Origin of the sequence: Pantoea sp. BAV 3049, assembly GCF_009765445.1 — a bacterium.
GTDB lineage: Bacteria > Pseudomonadota > Gammaproteobacteria > Enterobacterales > Enterobacteriaceae > Erwinia.
Genome location: NZ_WHOY01000031.1, coordinates 2,484,664 through 2,504,795, shown reverse-complemented (window position 1 = coordinate 2,504,795; position 20,132 = coordinate 2,484,664). Strand labels below are relative to the sequence as shown.

Below are 20,132 nucleotides of genomic sequence, written 5' to 3'. Positions count from 1 at the left end.
GCATGCGATTTACCATTGTTGAGAGCAAAACCGAGGTACCCGTTAACGCCTGTGAATTTGTGCCGCCTGGCGGCACGATTGGCCGCAGCGTGGACAACGATTTGGTGCTTCCGGATGCGGATCGGGCCATTTCCCGCCTGCAAGCGGTGGTGCATGTCGCCGGTAATGGCGATTGTCGTCTGACCAACCACGGCAGCGTGATTGCGGTGGTGCATAACCATGCCCCGCTGGCGCGCGGCAGTCAGATTTCACTGCAGCATGGTGACGTGCTGGGGATCGGCGAATACCAGATAGCCGTCAGCGACCCGGCCCGCGAGCAGGAGCAAGCCTTCAGCGACGTTGATCCACTGGCATTGTTCAGCCATCACGATACCCTGCCGCAGGATCCGCTGGGTATTTTGCATGAGCAGGAGCCGATTCTGGTTCATCCCACGGAACTGCACTCTGCTGAACAACTTGCCGCCCGCACTGCCCGCCAGAATGATGCCCGACTGGGCATTGACCCGGTTAACCATGATGCCCCGCATACCGGGCGCAGAGTGCCTCAGGGCAACGAGCAGCGTCTGCTCGCCGCGCTGATGGAAGGGATGGGGCTGGATAATCATGCCGACAAACCTCAGCTGACCGAAGACCAGATGCGCATTACCGGCCGGATGCTGAGCCTGTTCTCTCAGGGTACGGTGGCGCTGCTCTCCTCGCGTTCAATTCTTAAGCGCGGCGTGAAGGCAGAGATGACTATGATCCTCAATGAAGCCAACAACCCGTTTAAAATCCTGCCTTCCGGTAAAACGGTGCTGATGCAGATTTATCAGAGCCAGATGCCGGGGTTTATGCCACCAGAACAGGCAGTACGGGACGCGCTGGTTGACCTGCAAGCCCACCAGTTGGGAATGATCGCCGGGATCCGCGCCATCATTGCCGCCATGCTGCAATCTTTTAATCCGCAGCGGCTGGAAGAGCATGCGAAGCGCGATGGTAATCTGCCGCGCATGGGGCTGAGCCCGATCAAGAAAGCCGCCCTGTGGGACTACTTCCTGCGCCATTATCAGAACACCTCTGGTGAAATCGAAGACGATTTCCATACCCTGTTTGGCGATGCTTTCCTGCAGGCCTATGACATGGAAGTGAATCAGTACAAAGACTCCCAGATCCAACCGGATGACGAATGAATATTAACTATGCCGCGACTTCGCAGACCGGCGCGCGAGAAAGTAATCAGGATGAAACCGGAGCCCTGCTGGGCGAACACAGTGCCTGTTTCCTGGTCTGTGACGGTGTGGCCGGCACGGCAGGCGGAGAAATTGCCGCCAGGGTCGCCAGAGACGCTTTACTGGCCGAGCTGGTCCATGATTCAGCAATGAATCCCGATGATACAGTGCGCTGGGTCGAAAACGCCGACCTGGCGGTGCGTCAGGCACAAAGGAATATTCTGAATTTTGAGCAGATGAGCACCACCCTTGCGGCGCTGTTTATTGACCGTGATTTACAGCGCTCATGGTGGGCCCACGCTGGTGACAGCCGCATTTATCACTTCCGCCGGGGGTATATCCACTCGGTGACCCGCGACCACAGCCTGGCACAGCAGTTAAAGGATGCTGGTGTTGATAATGCCGGAATTAACAGTAATTTACTCTATAATGCGCTCGGCGCGGATGGTCCACAGCCGGTCAGTTACAGCACTGTGTTGCCACTGGAAGATGGCGATGCTTTTCTGGTCTGTACCGATGGCTTCTGGTGCAGCCTGACGCCGGAAGAGATGGAACAGGCGTTGCGCATGGTGAACTCCCCTGAAGAGTGGCTGGCTCTGATGCAAAAAGCCATAAACCGCAGCGACAAAAAAGACAATTTGAGCGCGGTGGCGATTTGGATCGGCTCGCCTCAGGAAACCACCCTATTACAATCGATGGCGGACTCTGCTCGCTTTTTACCGCCGCGGGATTAACACCAAGGAACGCTATGAAATATTGGTTGCCAGCCACTGCCACATTGTTGATAGCGACCGCCGCACAGGCGGAGGATTATCGCGTGGTTTACTCCCCCAGCCTGGCGCTGGAAGTGTTTATCGACAACGTTGAGAGTAATGCGCCACAGGACTGGTGCCAGGAAAATATCCATTTACGTATCGTCTCCGGAAAGAGCAAAGAGTCCAGCGTGCTGACCAGTTTCCTGCCCCGCGTCGGCACGCTGTTACAGAATCAGTGCAGCAAACTTGTCGAGTTGCCCTGGCAGATGACTAACGATACCGGTTCGGTGCTGGCTACCGGCACTGCGGCCAAAGAGCAGAACTGGCGGCCGATTGTGATTGCTGACGCGACGTCCACGGCCACGGCCAGCAACGCCGAGCCGCTGGATCTTTCCCAGCCCGCCAATAGCGCCCCGCTGCAGCATTTCGATCTGCCGGGCGGCTGCCATTTCCGCACCTGGTGGGATGAAGAAGGCCAGTCGCTGTTTATTCCGGACGGCAAGGATCTCTCCTGCTCAACCGAAGGCTGGCTGGAAGGCAAAAGCGAACTCACGCTCTCCGCTAACGGCAAAACCCAGCCGGTGCCAGTGCAATTTTACGAAGGCTTCCCGCTACGTAACGTCCACCCGGCCAGCGGAGAACTTGATATCGTGGCAGCCAACAATCAGCGACTGGTGGTCAGCAAAAAAGACGCGCCGGACAGCTGGCTGCTGCTGACCTTTAATCCTGCTCTGCACGTCTGGTCCTTTGACGGGGCGCTGCTGGTGAAGATGGACAAGGATCGTGCCGCTGATGCGGATGCGCTGAAAGCCCGTGTGGATACCCTGCGTAAAGCCTGGGGGTCCGTGGTGGATCAACAAGTGAAAATTAATGTGCTGCTGGTTGATGACCTGCATGCAGACCTGGCCGACCCGGCTATTGGCGCCTGGCGCACCGTTAACTAATCCGGACAGTCCCCGGGGATAACAGGACGTTAGCACTGAGAGAGTGTTTACTATGTCGGCAAACGAGAATGCGAAAAACGTGCCCAACGCCCTTCCGGCTGGACACCGTTTTAACGAGTTTGAGATTAAGGAAGTGATTGGCGGTGGCGGTTTCGGGATTGTTTATCGCGCCTGGGACCACCTGCTTGAGCGCACCATTGCAATCAAAGAGTACCTGCCCATTTCGCTGGCCGCCCGCGATGAGGATCTGGCAATCGTCCTGCGCGGCGAACGGTACCAGAAGCTGTTTGCGGCTGGCCTGAACAGTTTTATCCAGGAAGCCCGTCTTCTGGCGCGGTTTAACCATCCGGGGCTGCTGCACGTGCTGCGCTTCTGGGAAGAGAACGGCACTGCCTACATGGGTACGCTCTACTACAGCGGCATGACGCTGAAAGAGTGGCAACTGGGTAGCCCGGAGACGCTGACCGACGCCTGGATCCGGCAACTGTTGCCGCCGTTGTTCGGGGCCATTGACACCATTCATCGTGCCGGTTACCTGCACCGTGATATCTCACTGGACAATATTCAGATCCAGGAAAATCAGCTGCCGGTGCTGCTGGACTTTGGCTCCGCACGCAAGGAGATTGGCAATCTCTCCGATGAAACGGAGATCATGCTGAAACCCGGCTATGCGCCAATTGAACAGTACAGCGAAGAGAGTGACATTGACCAGGGGCCATGGACCGACATCTACGCGCTGGGAGCCGTGCTGCACACGCTGGTTACCGGTAATCCACCGCCGGTCAGCGTGGTGCGCTGCATTGAAGATCGCTACGAGCCGCTGACCACGCTGCGGCCGGAAGGCTTCTCGCTGTCGCTGCTCAATGCCATTGACCGTTCACTGGCGATGAAGCCTGAGAACCGGCCGCAAAGCATTGATGAGCTGGCCGCACTGATTGAACTGCCGGTGAGCAGCGTTGAGCAGCTGGTCACTAACGTCACGCATGTGGCTGAAGAAACGCCTGAGCCGTTGTTGCCAGAACCGGAGCCGGTGCAAGAGCCCGTAGTGCTTGCCTTCAATCCGGGTGCCGGAGCAGCAGAATCGGTTCTCCTTCAGCCAGTGCGAAAACTGTCAAAACCGCTGGCGATCCTCAGCGGCGTTGCTCTGCTGGCGGTGATCGCCGTGGTGGTCCTGCTGAATCGTGATGACACGCCAGCCAGCACCGATCGGCCCGCCGTGGCTGGCACCACTGCTCCGGCAACCAGCGCAACCTCACCAGCCGTCGCCGCAAGTCCAATGATGGCAACGGTCTACCTCAAGCTGGATAACAGTCAGAAAGTGACGCTGAACGGCAAGCCGGTGGATGTGAAGCCGAATAACAGCGGTTATGCCTCGCTGAATCTTGCGGCGGGAAGTTACAAAATCGAAGTGCAGACTGGCACCGCGGTGCACAGCCAGCAGCTGGAAATTAACCGGGTGGGAACCTGGCTGATTAACCCGGGCTGACGCGAACTGACATCAGCCCGGACTTCCGGGCTGAGCGGGCTTACCCCGCCATCCCGTTATGATACTGCGTGAGCTCACGGACGCGCTGTACCAAATCGGTCAGGCAGTCATCATACAAGCCCCGCTTCTGCAACGCCTGCTCCATCGAGAAAAGATACTGAGCATTGGTGCCCAGGGGACCGCTCGCCTGAGCAATCAGCGGCGCGATGGTTTTCGGGCAGGAATCAGCCTCGTAGAGCGCGTGGCGCGGATCCATAACAAACGCCAATGCCGTGACTTTACGGCCATCGGTCAGTGACAGCTCGCACCAGGTTGGCAGATAGCAGCCGGTTACCATTTCACGCTTCCACAACAGTTCCAGCTCTTCGTGCAGCTTCTCTTCCGGCAGGCAAAATGCCAGCCCGGTGGTTGCGCCGCCCTCTTTCAGCGCCAGCATCCTGCCCGGCTGCATCGCCGTTCCGCGCCCCGCGGTCAGCCGCAGGCAAAACGCGCGATGCCAGCCCTGCAATATGCCTTCGGCAACCTCGTCGGATTCAAACACCGGGTTCCACATCAGTGAACCGTAGCCGAAAATCCATACCGGACTGTGGTCCGGACGACAGGCCAGAGTGGCTGCCAGCGAGGCTGCACGCTGCTCACAGGTCCATAACAGCGATTCCTCGATAGCGCCAAAAGCCGTGCTGCAATCCGCTTTTTTCAGGAAATCTCTTGTTAACACAGAACCCCTCCAGCCACTGCGCACTCCCTGTTACTGCTGAACCCACTATCCCTGGATGTAAATTATTAAAAAATTCATGATTTCACTGCTAACAATGACCTTATGCCATTTAAGGCCGTGCAATCAAGTTTGAAGCGCATCACAAAAGAAAAAATTTTAGTTAACTCAATAATCGGCAAAGCCACGCAAAACTTAAGCGGCAAGGGAGAAAGTGTTCTGGGAAATCGCGATATTGTGAGATGCAGAGGGTAAACCACAGAAAATCCTGTGGGGTCAGGTTGTGAATCCGGAGTGATGAGGTCGGGTTGAGAGTTGTGGAAACGTTCAGGGCGAACGGATCGCCCTGCCTGACTCAGTTTTTTTTATGCCACTTATCATCATCGCCTTTCTGGTACTGGTGCTTAACCGCAGACCAGGCAACTTTATGAGCAACTTCTTCTCGTGATTCATCGCCATGGCGATCCTTTTTCTCTCTATACTCATCCCAGGCGCTATTGAAAGCCTGCCGGTAGATGTCCTGCGCATGAACGGGGAGAACATGTTTTACGCTGTCGGGAAGAGATGTTCTGGAACTGTAAGGCATCATAAATCTCCTTTCAAAGGGACAGTTTAAGCCTGGCAGAGAAAACTTTTTATTGCTACCTGACCCTTTACGGCACTTCAATAGAAAAAAAGGTCAGGAATACTTTTTTCCTTTGTTTTAAGTACCATTTCACCCCTTTAAATAACCATATTTTATTTAACCAAGGTGAAATTAATCACTTTTTTTCATAGAGATAGGTTAAACACCCATACTTACCCGCAAGTGATATTTAAAATCACTCCTAACCGTAAAATAATGTAAACATTCACATTTTTAATTCGTCAGCCGTTAAACTGCAGCCGCTTGTAATATAACCAGTTAAAATAAATGATAATATTCCCGCCTGCGATCAACACTTAACGTCAGGCCCGGTGTTGACAGACTTAAGGAAAACGACGCCTATGACTGCGCAAGAAAGCGTTAAAACACGCCATAAAGAGACAACCCTGCTTCTCCCGGTCGCGACTCTGATTATTTTGAGCTTCTTTGGACACTCCTCATCGATGCCGGTCATCGTCGCCATTAACCTGATGGCGCTGGTCGCGATCCTCAGCAGCGCCTTTAGCGTGGTACGTCATGCTGACGTACTGGCACACCGTCTGGGCGAGCCTTACGGTTCACTGATCCTCAGCCTGTCGGTAGTGATCCTTGAAGTCAGCCTGATCTCCGCGCTGATGGCTACCGGCGATGCGGCTCCGGCGCTGATGCGCGATACGCTGTACTCCATCATTATGATTGTCACCTGTGGCCTGGTGGGCTTTGCCCTGCTGCTGGGCGGCCGGAAATTTGCCACCCAGTTTGTTAACCTGGCCGGGGTGAAACAGTATCTGATTGCCCTGTTCCCGCTAGGTATTCTGGTGCTGGTGTTCCCTAACGCTCTGCCGGGTGGCAACTTCAGCGTCACTCAGGCACTGATGATTTCCGGGATCTCCGCCGCCATGTACGGCGTGTTCCTGCTGATCCAGACCAAAACGCACCAGAACCTGTTTGTCTACGAGCATGAAGATGAGGGCGACGACGGCGACCCGCATCATGGCAAGCCTTCTGCGCACTCCAGCACCTGGCACACCATCTGGCTGATTGTGCATCTGGTTGCCGTGATCGCCGTGACCAAAACGGATGCCACGCCGCTGGAGTCGCTGCTGACCCGTCTGAACGCTCCGGAAGGTTTTGTTGGCTTCCTGGTGGCGCTGCTGATCCTCTCCCCGGAAGGGCTGGGGGCAATTAAAGCGGTGCTGGCTAATCAGGTGCAGCGCGCGATGAACCTGTTCTTTGGTTCGGTGCTGGCGACCATTTCATTGACCGTTCCGGCGGTGACCATTATCGCCACCCTGACCGGGCAGCAGCTGATCTTCGGCCTTGAGCCACCGCAGATGGTGCTGATGCTGGCCGCCCTGCTGCTGTGCCAGGTGTCGTTCTCCACCGGAAGGACTAACGTGCTGAATGGCGCAGCACACCTGGCACTGTTTGCCGGTTATCTGATTACCATCATGCTCTAACCTGCGGGCTGCAACCTGAGGTTGTCTGCCGCAAAAAAAACGGCCCCGGTGAAAAGCACTGCGCTCTTTACCGGGGCCGTTCTGTTTCTGCTTCCCTGAATTAATTATCCGCGATGTAAACCAGAGTATGGCCTGAACCACTCAGCGTCAGCGTTTGCTGATCGAGTTTCAGCCTGGCACCCGCCGTCAGCATTTTGCCGATGGTGGTTTCCCACTCGTTCAGCTTGGGATCGATGCACAGCATCCGTGTGGAAGCCAGGTGCGGCACGCTGAGCACGCCGTGCTCCAGTTTGCCCTGACCAAAGAAGCGGTTGCACATCACGCCACTGACCCGCATATCCCGGGCAAAATTAATCCCTGGCTTCATGCCTGCCGGAGGGCTAACCGCCTGACCATCAACGGTCTTCAGCACAAAGCTGCGATCGGTCAGCAAATTATGGGGCCCTTTCTCTGCTCCGGTACTGCAGCCTGCCAGCAGCATGGCTGTGGCAATCAGCACGCCTGTTTTCTTCATCAGTGGACTCCTTGTAAAAAAAGGCCGGCACTCTGGCCAGCCTCCAGCTTCATCAGTTGCTGGTATCCAGCTCCGGGAAGTTTTTCACCAGATCGTCGAGCGCTTTCATCTGTTTGAGGAAAGGCTCCAGCTTATCCAGCGGCAGTGCGGAAGGTCCGTCGCACATGGCGTTGGCCGGATCCGGATGCGCCTCGATAAACAGACCAGCCAGGCCCACCGCCATACCGGCACGGGCCAGCTCGGTTACCTGACCACGACGGCCGCCGGAAGCGGAGCCAAACGGATCGCGGCACTGCAGCGCGTGGGTCACATCGAAAATGACCGGGCTGCCGTCAGAAACCTGCTTCATCACGTTGAAGCCGAGCATGTCGACAACCAGGTTGTCATAACCAAAGTTAGCACCACGGTCGCAGAGGATCACTTTGTCATTGCCGCCTTCGGCAAATTTCTCAACGATGTTACCCATCTGGCCAGGGCTGACGAACTGAGGTTTCTTAACGTTAATCACCGCGCCGGTTTTCGCCATCGCTTCCACCAGATCGGTCTGACGGGCGAGGAACGCAGGCAGCTGGATCACATCCACCACGTCGGCCACGGTCTGCGCCTGACTGGCCTCGTGCACGTCGGTGATCACTTTGACGCCGAAAGTCTGCTTAAGCTCCTGGAAAATCTTCATCCCCTCTTCCAGGCCCGGGCCACGGTAAGAGCGGATTGAGGAGCGGTTGGCCTTGTCAAAAGAGGCTTTAAACACGTAAGGGATACCCAGCTTCTGGGTCACGGTGACGTAGTGCTCACAGATTCGCATCGCCAGATCGCGGGATTCCAGCACGTTCATGCCGCCAAACAGCACGAACGGCAGGTCGTTTGCTACCTTGATGTCACCAATGCTAACCACTTTTTGTTTCATGTCATCGCCTTATATTTAGTGCAGGGTGATCTGTTTCTGTTCAATCGAATGAATTTGCAGCTTAATCATTTCGCTGACCGGGTCTTCCGGACACTGCTCAACGAAATAGGTCAGGTCGCTCAGCGCAACGTGCTCGCAGTCCAGCTGGGCGAAGATCAGACCACGGTCGCGGATCTCGTACGGATCTTCCGGATCCATATTCACCAGCACCTGGCTGACCTGCAGCGCCAGCTCCATCTGCTTCTCTTCCATCAGTGCAGACTTCAGCGTATCGAGCATTTTGTTCAGAACCAGCTGCGGTTCCGCTTCCTGCAAATCGTCGTCATACAGTTCGGCAACCGGGCCGATGTTGCCTTTCAGCCACACTTCCAGCGTGTGTTCATCCAGCGTGTCGCCGTTGAAAGGATTGATCAGCCACATCTCCTCATCAACCCAGTCGGCTCTCAGTATCAGCTGCGTCGGAAATATCACCGGCATCAGCGGTAGCGACAGCTGCCCGGCAATGTGCAGGAAAATGATGCCGAGCGACACGGCGGTACCCTGCCGCGTTTTCAGTACGTTATCCAGCCACAGGGTATCAGAGAGGCGGTAAACGCCGCTTGCGCCGCCAAAGCCCCACTGCTTCCAGAACAGCTCTATCAGTTTTTCGAGCTGCAGATCCTGTGCCAGCTGCTGCGGAATTGTGGCGCGGGCTTCAGCCACCAGCGCCTCCAGCTGCTTCTTCACGTCTTCAGCAGGGAAATCGGGGCGGATGGTTTGTGTCGCTGCCATCACCGCCTCGCACAGTGGCGTCACTGTGAGATCTACATTTGCTATCGACGTCATACATTCCCCAACAATGGCATTTTGGTGGTAGCCAGATGATAAATCACCCCCAGCACGGCGACCGCCACAATAAAGGCAATCCACCGGATTTTTTGGGCCCGTGGCCTGCGCCCCAGTGCGATAAACCCAAGCGCAATATAGATAATAACGCCAAACAACTTCTCAGTCAGCCATGCTCCCTGCGGGGAGAACGGATAAAAATGGGTTATTGCCACCAACAGGATACCGGAAAGTAACAGCAACGTGTCATTGAGATGCGGCACAATGCGCACCCAGCGACGCTGAAGCATCACCGAACCAGTCTGCAACCAGTAGAAGCGCAGCACAAACATCAGCGCGGTTACGGTGACGGTCAGCAGATGAAGCATTTTAACGGGGCTGTACCAGTCAGCCATGGGTGTTCTCCCGGTTATGGTTTCTGAGCATAAGTTACGCGGTCATTGCCGCCATAATCCTGACAGGTTGCCACAGAGGAAAACCTGTTCTCGCGCAAAATAGTGCGCACTTGTTCCGCCTGCTGCCAGCCATGTTCCAGCAGCAGCCAGCCGCCGGGCAGCAGAAACTGTCCGGCCATTGCGGCGATAATTTTGATATCTGCCAGGCCGTGATCGGCCGCCACCAGCGCGCTTTCAGGTTCGAAACGGACGTCACCCTGGCTCAGGTGCTCATCGGCCTGGTCGATATAGGGCGGGTTGCTGACGATCAGCGCAAACTGCTCACCGGCCAGCGCGCTGAACCAGTTGCTCAGGCGAAACGAGGCATTGGTTATCGCCAGATTCTGTGCATTGCGCTGCGCCAGCTCAACCGCCGCCGGAATGCGATCCACGCCGGTCACCCGGCAGTCAGGACGCTCGCTGGCCAGTGCCAGCGCAATTGCCCCGGTACCGGTGCCCAGATCAAGCACGTGTGCAGCGGCAGGTAAACGCATCAGCGCCTGCGCCACCAGCAGCTCGGTATCAGGACGTGGGATCAGCGTGTCGGGGGAAACGGCGAGAGGCAAAGACCAGAATTCGCGCTCACCGGTAAGGTAAGCAACCGGCTCGCCACTGGCGCGGCGAGCCAACAGAGGATCCAGCTGTTGCAGTTGCTCCTCACTGAGGAGGGTATCGTCAAAGGCTATCAGCCAGCTGCGGGATTTTCCGGTGACAAACTCCAGCAAAATTTCCGCATCACGCTTCGGACTATCACTGCCTGCCAGCTGGAGGATAGCGGCCCGCAGCCACTGACGGATCTCCATTACTCCTGCTCGGACAGAGCAGCCAGCTGATCCGCCTGATATTCCTGTACCACTGGCTCAATCAGCATATCCAGCTTGCCCTGCATTGCCTCTTCCAGACGGTATACGGTCAGGTTAATACGGTGGTCAGTGATACGCCCCTGCGGATAGTTGTAGGTGCGGTTACGGTCGGAACGGTCACCGGAGCCGAGCAGATTGCGGCGCGTTGACGCTTCTTCCTGCTGACGACGGGCCATTTCGGCCGCACGGATGCGCGAACCCAGCACGGCCAGCGCTTTAGCTTTGTTTTTATGCTGTGAACGCTCGTCCTGGCACTCCACCACGATACCGGTTGGCAGGTGAGTAATACGGATTGCCGAATCGGTGGTGTTAACGTGCTGACCACCCGCCCCGGAGGAGCGGAAGGTATCAATTTTCAGATCGCCCGGATTGATGTCCGGCAGTTCGGCTTCCGGTACTTCAGGCATCACCGCCACGGTACAGGCGGAAGTATGGATACGGCCCTGCGATTCGGTTTCCGGCACGCGCTGCACGCGATGACCGCCGGATTCGAATTTCAGGCGGCCATAAGCGCCATCGCCGATCACCCTGGCGATCACTTCTTTATAGCCACCGTGCTCACCTTCGTTGGCGCTCATCACTTCCACTTTCCAGCGGCGTGATTCGGCGTAGCGGCTGTACATGCGGAACAGATCGCCGGCAAAAATAGCCGCTTCATCGCCACCGGTTCCGGCACGCACTTCCAGATAGCAGTTGCGCTCATCATCCGGATCTTTCGGCAGCAGCAGCACCTGTAACTCCTGCTCCAGCAGTTCACCGGCTTCACGGGCTTGTTTTAACTCCTCCTGCGCCATATCACGCATTTCAGGGTCGTCGAGCATCTCCAGCGCAGTGTCAATATCATCCTGAGTCTGCTGCCAACGGCGGAAGCACTGGCTGACGTCGGTCAGCTGAGCATATTCGCGTGACAGCGCACGAAAACGCTCCTGATCGGCAATCACGCCAGCGTCACCCAGCATCGCCTCAACTTCTTCGTGGCGTTCCTGCAAGGCTTCCAGTTTGGCAACAATAGAAGGCTTCATTGATGGTGTTTTACCTTAGTTGTTCAGAGAGGCGAATAAAACGCTAATCCAGCCCGAGGCTGTCGCGTAAAATCTGCAGGCGTTCAGTATCCCCATCGCGGGCAGCCTGCTGAAGAGATTTGGTTGGTGCATGGATCAAACGGTTGGTCAGTTTGTGGGCCATATCGCGGATCACATCCTGCGGATCGGCACCCTGTTGCAGGGCAGCCATGGCACGGGCTTCCAGTTCAGCGCGAACCCGATCGGCCTGAGAGCGGTAGTCGCGGATCGTTTCCACCGCGCTCTGCGCGCGCAGCCACGACATAAACTCTCCGCTTTCCTGGACGACGATGCTTTCGGCCTGCACGGCGGCGGCTTTGCGCTGCGCCATGTTGCTTTCGATAATCGCCTGCAGGTCATCAACGCTGTAGAGATAGGCGTTGGCCAGCTTGCCCACTTCCGGCTCCACATCACGGGGAACCGCGATATCCACCATCAGCATTGGCTGATTGCGGCGTTTTTTCAGCGCGCGCTCCACCATCCCCTTGCCAATGATCGGCAGCGGACTGGCGGTGGAACTGATAATTATGTCGGCTTCGGCCAGCCGCTCATCAATGTCGGCCAGGCCAATCACTTCCGCGCCAACCTCATCGGCCAGCAGCTGCGCGCGTTCACGGGTACGGTTAGCGATGATCAACTTCTGCACGCTGTGCTCACGCAGGTGACGGGCCGCCAGCTCGATCGTTTCACCAGCGCCGACCAGCAGCACGGTAACGGTCGATAAGGATTCGAAGATTTGCCGGGCAAGCGTACAAGCGGCAAAAGCGACCGACACCGCACTGGCACCGATATCGGTTTCCGTGCGTACCCGTTTGGCAACCGAGAAGGACTTCTGGAACATCCTTTCCAGTTCGCTGGTAATGGGCTGGCCACGATGCGAATCGGCAAAGGCTTTTTTCACCTGACCGAGGATCTGTGGCTCCCCTAACACCAGAGAATCCAGCCCGCTGGCCACGCGCATCAGATGGCTGACCGCCTGATCGCCGTGATGCCAGTAGAGGCTCTTACGCACCTCTTCAGGGCTGAGCTGGTGATAATCACACAGCCACTTCACCAACTGCTCCTGCAGGTTTTCCTGCTGCTCAACGCTGAGGTATAACTCGGTCCGGTTACAGGTAGACAGCACCACGCCGCCCTGCACCAGCGGTTGGGCCAGCAGGCTGTTCAGGGCCTGATCCAGCGTCTCCGGCCCGAACGTAACACGTTCGCGCAGAGCAACAGGAGCCGTTTTGTGATTAATTCCGAGAGCCAGCAACGTCATGGTGAGTAGTTTAGGGATATCCCACTGTTGATAGGGTTTTGTGAGGCGCATTCTACAAGATGCGCGAGATCAAGAAAAGCCATGCTTCAACGATCGCTGTAACAAGATATAGCCGTCAGCCATCAAATAAGACAAATTCAGCATTGACGCCGCCCCCACGGGCCGATAATTTGAACGGTTAATTTTGGGCATGTACGCCCGACCGGAGTCTGAGGAGCTGACCCCTATGTTATTGCAGAATCGCCGCCTGATGCGGCTTCTCCCGCTTACCAGCGTGTTACTGGCCGCCTGTGGCCTCCATCAGCAACCCCAGGGCCCGGGACAGAGCGTCACCTCTCCGCAATGGCAGCAGCATCAGCACGAAGTGCAACAAATTACTCAGTATCAGACCCGAGGAGCTTTTGCCTATCTTTCCGATAGCCAGAAGGTCTATGCGCGTTTTAACTGGCAGCAAACCTCACCAGACCGCTACCGTCTGCTGCTGACAAACCCGCTGGGCAGCACCGAACTGCAGCTGGATGCGCAGGGCAGCGTAGTGCAGATTGTCGATAACAAAGGCAAGCGCTACACCGGTAATGATGCGGAGAGCATGATCGCTCAACTGACCGGGATGGATATTCCGCTTGCTAACCTGCGCCAGTGGATGGTCGGCCTGCCGGGTGACGCAACGGATTATTCACTGGACGACCAGTACCGCCTGCGTGAAGTGAACTACAGCCGTAACGGTCAGCAGTGGAAAGTGGACTATTCCGGCTACGACAGCAGGCAGCAGCCCAACCTGCCGTCCAATATGGAACTGCACGAAGGTAGCCAGCGCATCAAACTGAAAATGGACAGCTGGACGGTTAAATGAGTGCAGGCACCGTTCAATCCGCCCTTCCGGCCATCGTGAAATGGCCAGCACCCGCTAAACTGAATCTGTTCCTCTACATCACCGGCCGTCGCACCGACGGCTATCATAATCTGCAGACACTCTTTCAGTTTCTGGATTTCGGTGACGAGCTGACCATCACGACCGACAACAGCGGCAGCATAAAGCTGCTGACGGCGGTAGAAGGCGTGCCGGAGGAGGAGAATCTGGTGGTACGCGCCGCGAAGCTGTTACGCCAGCAGGCTCAGCTGCGCGGAACGCTGCCGGAAAATGCGGGAGCCACCCTGGCGATTGAAAAAAATCTGCCGATGGGCGGTGGCCTTGGCGGCGGCTCTTCCGATGCCGCCACCGTGCTGGTGGCACTGAATCACTACTGGAAAACCGGCTTCAGCCTTACCGAGCTGGCCACCTTCGGCCTGCAGCTGGGCGCGGATGTGCCGGTGTTTGTGCAGGGATTTGCCGCGTTTGCTGAAGGGGTTGGCGAAGAGCTGACGCCGGTGGCTCCGGCAGAGAAGTGGTATCTGGTTATTCATCCTGGTGTACACATTTCCACCCCGGCGGTTTTCACCGATCCGGCGCTGATCCGTGACACACCGCGACGGGAAATCAGTGAGTTATTACTGGCCGATTACGGTAATGATTGTGAGCCAGTCGTAAGAAAACGTTTTCGCGAGGTTGAACAGCTTGTTTCCTGGCTGCTAGAATACGCGCCGTCGCGCCTGACTGGCACCGGCGCTTGTGTGTTTGCTGAATTCGACACCGAGTCTGCTGCCCGCCAGGTGTTTGAGCTTGTTCCGAAAAAGTGGCAGGGTTTTGTCGCGCGAGGCGTTAACGTTTCGCCGCTGCACCGTCACCTTTCGGCGCAATAAAGAGTCAGTGACAATCTCACCCTGTTCCTGAGGTTGCACTGCGCTCGATACTACACCCGTATGAACCCGTCAGCGGTATACCGCCCAGTGCTGCTGACAACGATGTTCATTCTCTGGACGCAAAGCCTGAGGTTCTTCTCGTGCCTGATATGAAGCTTTTTGCTGGTAACGCCACCCCGGAACTAGCACAACGTATTGCCAACCGCCTTTACACTAGCCTGGGCGACGCCGCCGTCGGTCGTTTCAGTGATGGTGAAGTGAGCGTACAAATCAATGAAAATGTACGCGGTGGTGATATTTTCATCATCCAGTCCACCTGTGCTCCTACTAACGACAACCTGATGGAACTGGTTGTGATGGTAGATGCCCTGCGCCGCGCTTCCGCTGGTCGTATTACCGCCGTCATCCCTTACTTTGGTTATGCCCGTCAGGACCGCCGCGTGCGTTCTGCGCGTGTGCCGATCACAGCCAAAGTGGTGGCGGACTTTCTTTCCAGCGTTGGTGTTGACCGCGTACTGACTGTGGATCTGCATGCTGAGCAGATTCAGGGCTTCTTTGACGTCCCGGTTGATAACGTTTTCGGCAGCCCGATCCTGCTGGAAGATATGCTGCAGATTGGTCTGGAGAACCCGATTGTGGTTTCTCCGGATATTGGTGGTGTGGTTCGCGCCCGTGCGATTGCCAAACTGCTTAACGATACTGATATGGCGATCATCGACAAACGCCGTCCGCGCGCCAACGTTTCACAGGTGATGCATATCATCGGTGACGTTGCCGGCCGTGACTGCGTGCTGGTTGATGATATGATCGACACAGGCGGCACCCTGTGCAAAGCCGCTGAGGCGTTGAAGGAGCGTGGAGCCAAGCGTGTTTTCGCTTACGCCACGCACCCGATTTTCTCCGGCAACGCCGTGGAAAACCTGCGTCATTCCGTGATTGACGAAGTGGTGGTTTGCGACACCATTCCGCTGCCGGAAGAGATCAAAGCCCTGCCAAACGTGCGTACCCTGACGCTGTCCGGCATGCTGGCTGAAGCAATCCGTCGTATCAGCAACGAAGAGTCTATCTCTGCGATGTTCGAGCACTGATAGCCAGGGGACGGGTTCGCCCGTCCCTTTTTTTCATAAACAAACCTGTTGGGTCTTTTGAGCACAATTAATTAGTGCTATTTTGCTCAGATCGATTTTCCAGGAATATTCTTAAAATGGCGCTCGACGTCTATACCCTGTTTGTCTGTGAACTCTATGTGCTGTTTTTCCTCAGCATCATCATGGTTTTTGCCTGGAAAGGGTCACAGTATAACCCGGTACTGGGCTTTCAGTGTCTGTCACTGGTTATCTCTATCGTTGCGGTATTTCTGAGCAGCCTGCGCAGCGAGGGACATCTGTTCTGGCCGGTAGCGGTCGGCAATATTCTGGTGATGCTGGCCTACAGTTTGCTGGTGCTGGCCTTCCGATCGTTTCGTGGCGCTTCTTACGGCTATTTATGGCTGTCTGGCCCGCTAATCTGGGCCGTGCTCTGCCTGTTCCCGCAGTTTTACTATTCAATGCCGAACCGCATTCTCGCCAGCTGTGTGTTATGCATCATTTACACCGCCTGGATGATCTTCGAATTACGCAAATCGCGAGCAACCCTTCCCGTCACCTACTGGCCTGCACAACTGCTGTTGTGGATCCACCTGCTGTTTCATGTGGCGCGCGCGTTGCTGGATGACGGTATTCCCAGCCCGCTGCATGGCGCAATTGGCGGCTCTACTTTCTCGGTCTATGTGATTCTGGAATCGATCATGATGGTGATTGGACTGACGTTCACCATGCTGGCGATGGTCAATGAACGCACACAGATTAAATACAAACAGGCCTCATTGCTCGATCCGCTGACCGGCGTCTGGAACCGCCGCGCACTGTTTGAAAAAGGCGAAGAGCTGGCCCGTTCATGCGATAAAAACGGCCAGCCGCTGGCGGTAATGCTGTTTGATCTGGACCATTTCAAAAGCATCAATGACCGCTTTGGCCATACGCAGGGCGACCGGATCCTGGTCGATTTCTGTCGCCAGGTGACGCAACTGATGCCGGTAAAAAGCTATTTCGCCCGGCTGGGTGGAGAGGAGTTTGCTGCAATCCTCAGCGCCAGTGAAAGCGATGCACTGCTGTGCGCCGAAAGGATCCGTTACGCGGTGGAAAATGCATTACCGGAGGGCGTGAACTACACGGTGAGTATTGGCGTGGTAACCGGCACGGGGCCTGACCATCAGATCGCTACGCTGATGGTGGCCGCCGATGAGGCACTGTATCAGGCGAAAGCATTGGGCAGAAACCGGGTTACGCTGTTTGTGCCTCAGAGGGAATCAGAGCCAGAAATCATTGAAGCGATACTGGTCTGAGAACACAAACGTTGCGCAACCGGCTGATGCCAGCAATCAATGCTGTATATGGCTGGAATTCCTGCGGCAGCGTTTATCACCGTAATGACGCACCCAATAGTAGCGATCGGTGACTTTTTCACGGCCGCTGATGCGCGCGCCTACCAGCCAGAGCAGTGCGCCAACAAAGATGCTGAAGATGGCACCATGAACCATAAATTGAGGTAACTGCAACTGCGGCAGCTGATTCAGCACGGAGTAACCCACTCCTACCACCATCACCACCAGGCCCAGCACCATCAGAGAATTACCGGTAATATTGGCATGTTTACGTCTCATCTCTCACCTCCAGAAGTCAGTGCAAAGCGCATTCCCGCGCTGTAGTGCCATAAGTTTATGCAATGGTTAACGGTTCGGTTGCGGGACAGATCACATTTGTTGCTAAAACTTTGACAAATCTTTACGTGCAATAAGCTGATTTATCTATAGAAACAGCATTATCACCACCCTCAACTATTGCGTGGTGGCTCACAATTTTGAGTTCTTCGACCGCTCTTAGTACACTACCCCTCTTCTCCAAGCACTCCTCAGGAATACAAACAAGTGAGCAGCATCAAACTGATTGTCGGTCTGGCCAATCCGGGCGCTGAATACGCCGCAACGCGCCATAACGCCGGTGCCTGGTATGTCGATTTACTGGCTCAACGTCACAATCAGTCGTTGAAAGAAGAGAGTAAGTTCTACGGCTACACCGCGCGGCTGAACATCGGCGGTGAAGATGTCCGCCTGCTGGTTCCCACCACATTTATGAACCTGAGCGGCAAGGCCGTGGCGGCAATGGCGACGTTTTACCGCATCACTCCGGAAGAGATTCTGGTAGCGCATGATGAGCTGGACCTGCCGCCGGGCGTGGCGAAGTTCAAGCAGGGTGGCGGTCACGGCGGCCATAACGGTCTGAAAGACATCATCAGCAAGCTTGGCAACAACCTGAACTTCCATCGCCTGCGGATTGGTATCGGCCATCCGGGCGACAGAAACAAGGTGGTTGGCTTTGTGCTGGGTAAACCTCAGGCAGCCGAGCAGAAGCTGATTGATGACGCGGTGGATGAAGCGGCACGTTGCACCGAAGTCTGGCTGAAGGACGACAGGCTGAAGGCGATGAACCGGCTGCACAGCTTTAAGGCTGGCTGAAGCTTTACCCTGGAACTTTCCTCCAACTCCTTACACTCACCCTTTTAGCAAATATAACGTGGCACGCCCGTCGTGCCTGTAGACCCGTTACCGTTAAGAGGGATTACTGTGCCATCACCCATCTCCGGGAGAATTCCCGTTGCCCCTGACAGCCGGGACATACGCAATCTGCGATCAAACGACAGAGTTAACATCCGGCTGGCGCTTGAGCCGGGCAACCGCGCGCACCGCGACTGCGAGATAAAAGTCAGCCGGCAGCAGTTCGATGCATTACAGGTCGCCAATCAGGCGATCGGTGATACCCACCGCATTCTCTTTATGGGCGTGGGCGATCAGCGTTTTCATTCACTCAGTACCAATGCTGAAACGTTAAAACGTCAGTTGGTAATGCGTAAACGAATCAAAGAAGAAGGCATGACGCCGCTCAGCAGCATGTGGGAAGCAAAACGTTATCGTGTGGGTAACTGCGGTGAAATGGCGATGGTCTGTGGGCAGTTGATCGCCAGTTCCGGCTTAAATCAGCCCGTCTCTGTCGTGGAGACGCGCGGGAGAACCGATCATACCTATGTGGTTATCGGCGATCCCGGCTCGGATGAAGAGAAGGTCATCGCCGACCCCTGGGCGCTTTTCAGTCGTGCGATGCTGGAGAAAAATTTTCACTATGCGAGCGCAAGATCGCGGGTGGTGCATGAATTTACACCGCAATACGACCCTGAAATGAAAGCAGCCTTCACCCGTGGCGGTATGGTAAGCCGTGCTGAAGTCGAGCGTGAATTTGCGGATTTCGATGATGCGCTGGGCAATCCTGGCAACCAGGAATTGATCCGCAAGGCAGTATCGAAAGGATGGGTTTACGATCAGTTTCACGCCTCAAATAATCTTGGTGAGTCTTACCGTTATGGTTCAGGACGTGATAAGCGCTATGTGGATCAGAATATGACCAAAGCGGAATACCAGGAAATTTACAGCGGCCCGCGCCCTTCGGCTCCGGAGCCACCCCCTCGCCGTCAGTCTTTTGCCGCAGAACGGCCAACTACTGCGCGCCGTCAGTCTTTTGCCGCAGAACGCCCAACTACTGCGCGCCGTCAGTCCTTTGCCGCAGAACGCCCAACTACTGCGCGCCGTCAGTCCTTTGCTACCGAGCGGGAACCACGTTATTCAACCTATCAATCCCGACCGCCTGTTGTGGAAGTGCGTGACGTTCAGCCCGGCTCGTCGCGTCGGTCACATCATCAACGCAATCGCGACCGGGAGAGCGATCTGAACAGTCGCAGTGCCCGTTTTGCATCGTTCTTTTTCCGCTAAAACTTTTTAAGAGGCTAGCATGACTGGTTCTGTCACCCTGAAAAATTTACTGATGCCACTGCTGCAGGCCCCGGGTCAGACCGCGCCTGAGCTGGACGTGTCAGACAGCTATACCCTGTCACTCAGTCAGGATTTAATTCTGGAACTCAGCGAAACCCCGCAGGAGTTTCTGACCCTCAGTTGCCTGATCGACATCCCCGAAGCACGCTATGACGAGTGGGAAACCCTGGCCATTCTGCTGCAAAGCAATCTGCTGGGCCTGGAGCATCCGCCCGTCATTACCGGATTACTGATTGAGCAAAAAAAAGTGATCCTCTGGACTCGTCAACCATTTGTGGTAATGGATACGCAATCAATGAAGGCGCTGGTGGAACGCTTTGCCCGGCAGGCTGAGTATGTACAGGCCTGGCTGCTGGAGCCAGAACCTGTTGTGGAGTGACCCTGAACGTATTGTGCGGAGTCAAAGTGCACATTGT

22 protein-coding genes are annotated in these 20,132 nt (G+C 55.8%); 12 read left to right on the top strand and 10 right to left on the bottom strand.

Translation table 11 applies throughout. The features are described from left to right. Nucleotides 1-2: 2 nt before the first annotated feature. The 4 genes from tagH to GSQ70_RS12640 are packed head-to-tail and all read left to right on the top strand — an operon-like array spanning nt 3 to nt 4,393. Nucleotides 3-1,169 carry a type VI secretion system-associated FHA domain protein TagH gene (gene tagH / locus GSQ70_RS12655; RefSeq protein WP_158782872.1) on the top strand — a complete coding sequence of 389 codons (1,167 nt, stop codon included), beginning with the start codon at nt 3-5 and terminating at the stop codon, nt 1,167-1,169. Next, the gene (locus GSQ70_RS12650) at nt 1,166-1,942 is read left to right on the top strand and encodes a PP2C family serine/threonine-protein phosphatase (protein ID WP_158782871.1); all 777 of its coding nucleotides are present in this window, start codon (nt 1,166-1,168) and stop codon (nt 1,940-1,942) included. Before tagH ends, GSQ70_RS12650 begins: the two co-directional genes overlap by 4 nt. Before the next feature lie 14 nt (nt 1,943-1,956). Then, the gene (locus GSQ70_RS12645; protein ID WP_158782870.1) at nt 1,957-2,907 is read left to right on the top strand and encodes a hypothetical protein; all 951 of its coding nucleotides are present in this window, start codon (nt 1,957-1,959) and stop codon (nt 2,905-2,907) included. A gap of 52 nt (nt 2,908-2,959) precedes the next feature. Then, nucleotides 2,960-4,393 carry a serine/threonine-protein kinase gene (locus GSQ70_RS12640; protein ID WP_158782869.1) on the top strand — a complete coding sequence of 478 codons (1,434 nt, stop codon included), beginning with the start codon at nt 2,960-2,962 and terminating at the stop codon, nt 4,391-4,393. A gap of 40 nt (nt 4,394-4,433) precedes the next feature. On the opposite strand, the gene GSQ70_RS12635 is transcribed toward GSQ70_RS12640, so the two are convergent. Together GSQ70_RS12635 and chaB are read right to left on the bottom strand one after the other, a co-directional pair. After that, the gene (locus tag GSQ70_RS12635; protein ID WP_158782868.1) at nt 4,434-5,111 is read right to left on the bottom strand and encodes a gamma-glutamylcyclotransferase; all 678 of its coding nucleotides are present in this window, start codon (nt 5,109-5,111) and stop codon (nt 4,434-4,436) included. A 352-nt stretch (nt 5,112-5,463) separates the two neighbouring features. Next, complete coding sequence (gene chaB, locus GSQ70_RS12630; RefSeq protein ID WP_158785299.1) at nt 5,464-5,694, bottom strand: putative cation transport regulator ChaB; 231 nt, start codon at nt 5,692-5,694, stop codon at nt 5,464-5,466. A gap of 401 nt (nt 5,695-6,095) precedes the next feature. Here chaB and chaA point away from each other — a divergent pair, with 401 nt between their 5' ends. Continuing rightward, the gene (gene chaA / locus GSQ70_RS12625; RefSeq protein ID WP_158782867.1) at nt 6,096-7,193 is read left to right on the top strand and encodes a sodium-potassium/proton antiporter ChaA; all 1,098 of its coding nucleotides are present in this window, start codon (nt 6,096-6,098) and stop codon (nt 7,191-7,193) included. A gap of 100 nt (nt 7,194-7,293) precedes the next feature. Here chaA and GSQ70_RS12620 read toward each other — a convergent pair whose 3' ends face one another. From GSQ70_RS12620 to hemA, 7 genes are read right to left on the bottom strand one after another with little or no spacing between them, the layout of a single operon-like run. Beyond that, nucleotides 7,294-7,707 (bottom strand): META domain-containing protein, encoded by a 414-nt coding sequence (locus tag GSQ70_RS12620; RefSeq protein WP_158782866.1) that lies wholly within the window; start codon nt 7,705-7,707, stop codon nt 7,294-7,296. A gap of 52 nt (nt 7,708-7,759) precedes the next feature. Further along, the gene (gene kdsA / locus GSQ70_RS12615; protein ID WP_158782865.1) at nt 7,760-8,614 is read right to left on the bottom strand and encodes a 3-deoxy-8-phosphooctulonate synthase; all 855 of its coding nucleotides are present in this window, start codon (nt 8,612-8,614) and stop codon (nt 7,760-7,762) included. Between the two features lie 15 nt (nt 8,615-8,629). Beyond that, complete coding sequence (sirB1, locus tag GSQ70_RS12610) at nt 8,630-9,439, bottom strand: invasion regulator SirB1 (RefSeq protein ID WP_158782864.1); 810 nt, start codon at nt 9,437-9,439, stop codon at nt 8,630-8,632. Further along, nucleotides 9,436-9,834 (bottom strand): SirB2 family protein, encoded by a 399-nt coding sequence (locus GSQ70_RS12605; protein WP_158782863.1) that lies wholly within the window; start codon nt 9,832-9,834, stop codon nt 9,436-9,438. Before GSQ70_RS12605 ends, sirB1 begins: the two co-directional genes overlap by 4 nt. Before the next feature lie 14 nt (nt 9,835-9,848). Beyond that, entirely contained in the window at nt 9,849-10,676 is an 828-nt protein-coding gene (gene prmC, locus GSQ70_RS12600) for a peptide chain release factor N(5)-glutamine methyltransferase (protein WP_158782862.1), read from the bottom strand. Further along, complete coding sequence (gene prfA, locus GSQ70_RS12595) at nt 10,676-11,758, bottom strand: peptide chain release factor 1 (protein WP_158782861.1); 1,083 nt, start codon at nt 11,756-11,758, stop codon at nt 10,676-10,678. Before prfA ends, prmC begins: the two co-directional genes overlap by 1 nt. 43 nt (nt 11,759-11,801) lie before the next feature. Then, the gene (gene hemA, locus GSQ70_RS12590; RefSeq protein WP_158785298.1) at nt 11,802-13,058 is read right to left on the bottom strand and encodes a glutamyl-tRNA reductase; all 1,257 of its coding nucleotides are present in this window, start codon (nt 13,056-13,058) and stop codon (nt 11,802-11,804) included. A gap of 226 nt (nt 13,059-13,284) precedes the next feature. Between hemA and lolB the strand changes: the two genes are divergently transcribed. From lolB to GSQ70_RS12570, 4 genes are all read left to right on the top strand, one after another. Beyond that, nucleotides 13,285-13,911, top strand: a complete 627-nt coding sequence (lolB, locus tag GSQ70_RS12585; protein ID WP_158782860.1) for a lipoprotein insertase outer membrane protein LolB — start codon at nt 13,285-13,287, stop codon at nt 13,909-13,911. Then, complete coding sequence (gene ispE / locus GSQ70_RS12580; protein ID WP_158782859.1) at nt 13,908-14,798, top strand: 4-(cytidine 5'-diphospho)-2-C-methyl-D-erythritol kinase; 891 nt, start codon at nt 13,908-13,910, stop codon at nt 14,796-14,798. The genes lolB and ispE overlap by 4 nt, the downstream gene beginning before the upstream one ends. 140 nt (nt 14,799-14,938) lie before the next feature. Further along, a complete protein-coding gene (gene prs, locus GSQ70_RS12575) occupies nt 14,939-15,886 on the top strand; it encodes a ribose-phosphate diphosphokinase (protein ID WP_124232585.1) in 948 nt (315 codons plus the stop codon). Nucleotides 15,887-16,002: 116 nt separating this feature from the next. Further along, nucleotides 16,003-17,181, top strand: a complete 1,179-nt coding sequence (locus tag GSQ70_RS12570; protein ID WP_158782858.1) for a GGDEF domain-containing protein — start codon at nt 16,003-16,005, stop codon at nt 17,179-17,181. A gap of 36 nt (nt 17,182-17,217) precedes the next feature. Here the strand turns inward: GSQ70_RS12570 and ychH are convergent, their stop codons facing one another. After that, nucleotides 17,218-17,499: a stress-induced protein YchH gene (ychH, locus tag GSQ70_RS12565; protein WP_158782857.1), complete on the bottom strand. Its 282-nt coding sequence runs from the start codon at nt 17,497-17,499 to the stop codon at nt 17,218-17,220. A gap of 264 nt (nt 17,500-17,763) precedes the next feature. On the opposite strand from ychH, the gene pth reads away from it, so the two are divergent. The 3 genes from pth (at nt 17,764) to GSQ70_RS12550 (ending at nt 20,095) form a co-directional block, all read left to right on the top strand. After that, nucleotides 17,764-18,351, top strand: coding sequence for an aminoacyl-tRNA hydrolase (pth, locus tag GSQ70_RS12560; protein ID WP_158782856.1), 588 nt, complete (start codon nt 17,764-17,766; stop codon nt 18,349-18,351). A gap of 108 nt (nt 18,352-18,459) precedes the next feature. Continuing rightward, a complete protein-coding gene (locus GSQ70_RS12555; RefSeq protein WP_158782855.1) occupies nt 18,460-19,656 on the top strand; it encodes a hypothetical protein in 1,197 nt (398 codons plus the stop codon). 19 nt (nt 19,657-19,675) lie between these two features. Further along, nucleotides 19,676-20,095, top strand: coding sequence for a CesT family type III secretion system chaperone (locus tag GSQ70_RS12550; protein ID WP_158782854.1), 420 nt, complete (start codon nt 19,676-19,678; stop codon nt 20,093-20,095). The last annotated feature ends 37 nt before the right edge of the window (nt 20,096-20,132 follow it).

What these genes read in the sequence shown, in the direction of transcription:
- tagH (WP_158782872.1), top strand. Translation starts at nt 3, where the DNA reads ATGCGATTTACCATTGTTGAGAGCAAAACCGAGGTACCCGTTAACGCC.
- GSQ70_RS12650 (WP_158782871.1), top strand. Translation starts at nt 1,166, where the DNA reads ATGAATATTAACTATGCCGCGACTTCGCAGACCGGCGCGCGAGAAAGT.
- GSQ70_RS12645 (WP_158782870.1), top strand. Translation starts at nt 1,957, where the DNA reads ATGAAATATTGGTTGCCAGCCACTGCCACATTGTTGATAGCGACCGCC.
- GSQ70_RS12640 (WP_158782869.1), top strand. Translation starts at nt 2,960, where the DNA reads ATGTCGGCAAACGAGAATGCGAAAAACGTGCCCAACGCCCTTCCGGCT.
- chaB (WP_158785299.1), bottom strand. Translation starts at nt 5,694, where the DNA reads ATGCCTTACAGTTCCAGAACATCTCTTCCCGACAGCGTAAAACATGTT.
- chaA (WP_158782867.1), top strand. Translation starts at nt 6,096, where the DNA reads ATGACTGCGCAAGAAAGCGTTAAAACACGCCATAAAGAGACAACCCTG.
- GSQ70_RS12620 (WP_158782866.1), bottom strand. Translation starts at nt 7,707, where the DNA reads ATGAAGAAAACAGGCGTGCTGATTGCCACAGCCATGCTGCTGGCAGGC.
- kdsA (WP_158782865.1), bottom strand. Translation starts at nt 8,614, where the DNA reads ATGAAACAAAAAGTGGTTAGCATTGGTGACATCAAGGTAGCAAACGAC.
- sirB1 (WP_158782864.1), bottom strand. Translation starts at nt 9,439, where the DNA reads ATGACGTCGATAGCAAATGTAGATCTCACAGTGACGCCACTGTGCGAG.
- GSQ70_RS12605 (WP_158782863.1), bottom strand. Translation starts at nt 9,834, where the DNA reads ATGGCTGACTGGTACAGCCCCGTTAAAATGCTTCATCTGCTGACCGTC.
- prmC (WP_158782862.1), bottom strand. Translation starts at nt 10,676, where the DNA reads ATGGAGATCCGTCAGTGGCTGCGGGCCGCTATCCTCCAGCTGGCAGGC.
- prfA (WP_158782861.1), bottom strand. Translation starts at nt 11,758, where the DNA reads ATGAAGCCTTCTATTGTTGCCAAACTGGAAGCCTTGCAGGAACGCCAC.
- hemA (WP_158785298.1), bottom strand. Translation starts at nt 13,058, where the DNA reads ATGACGTTGCTGGCTCTCGGAATTAATCACAAAACGGCTCCTGTTGCT.
- lolB (WP_158782860.1), top strand. Translation starts at nt 13,285, where the DNA reads ATGTTATTGCAGAATCGCCGCCTGATGCGGCTTCTCCCGCTTACCAGC.
- ispE (WP_158782859.1), top strand. Translation starts at nt 13,908, where the DNA reads ATGAGTGCAGGCACCGTTCAATCCGCCCTTCCGGCCATCGTGAAATGG.
- GSQ70_RS12570 (WP_158782858.1), top strand. Translation starts at nt 16,003, where the DNA reads ATGGCGCTCGACGTCTATACCCTGTTTGTCTGTGAACTCTATGTGCTG.
- ychH (WP_158782857.1), bottom strand. Translation starts at nt 17,499, where the DNA reads ATGAGACGTAAACATGCCAATATTACCGGTAATTCTCTGATGGTGCTG.
- GSQ70_RS12550 (WP_158782854.1), top strand. Translation starts at nt 19,676, where the DNA reads ATGACTGGTTCTGTCACCCTGAAAAATTTACTGATGCCACTGCTGCAG.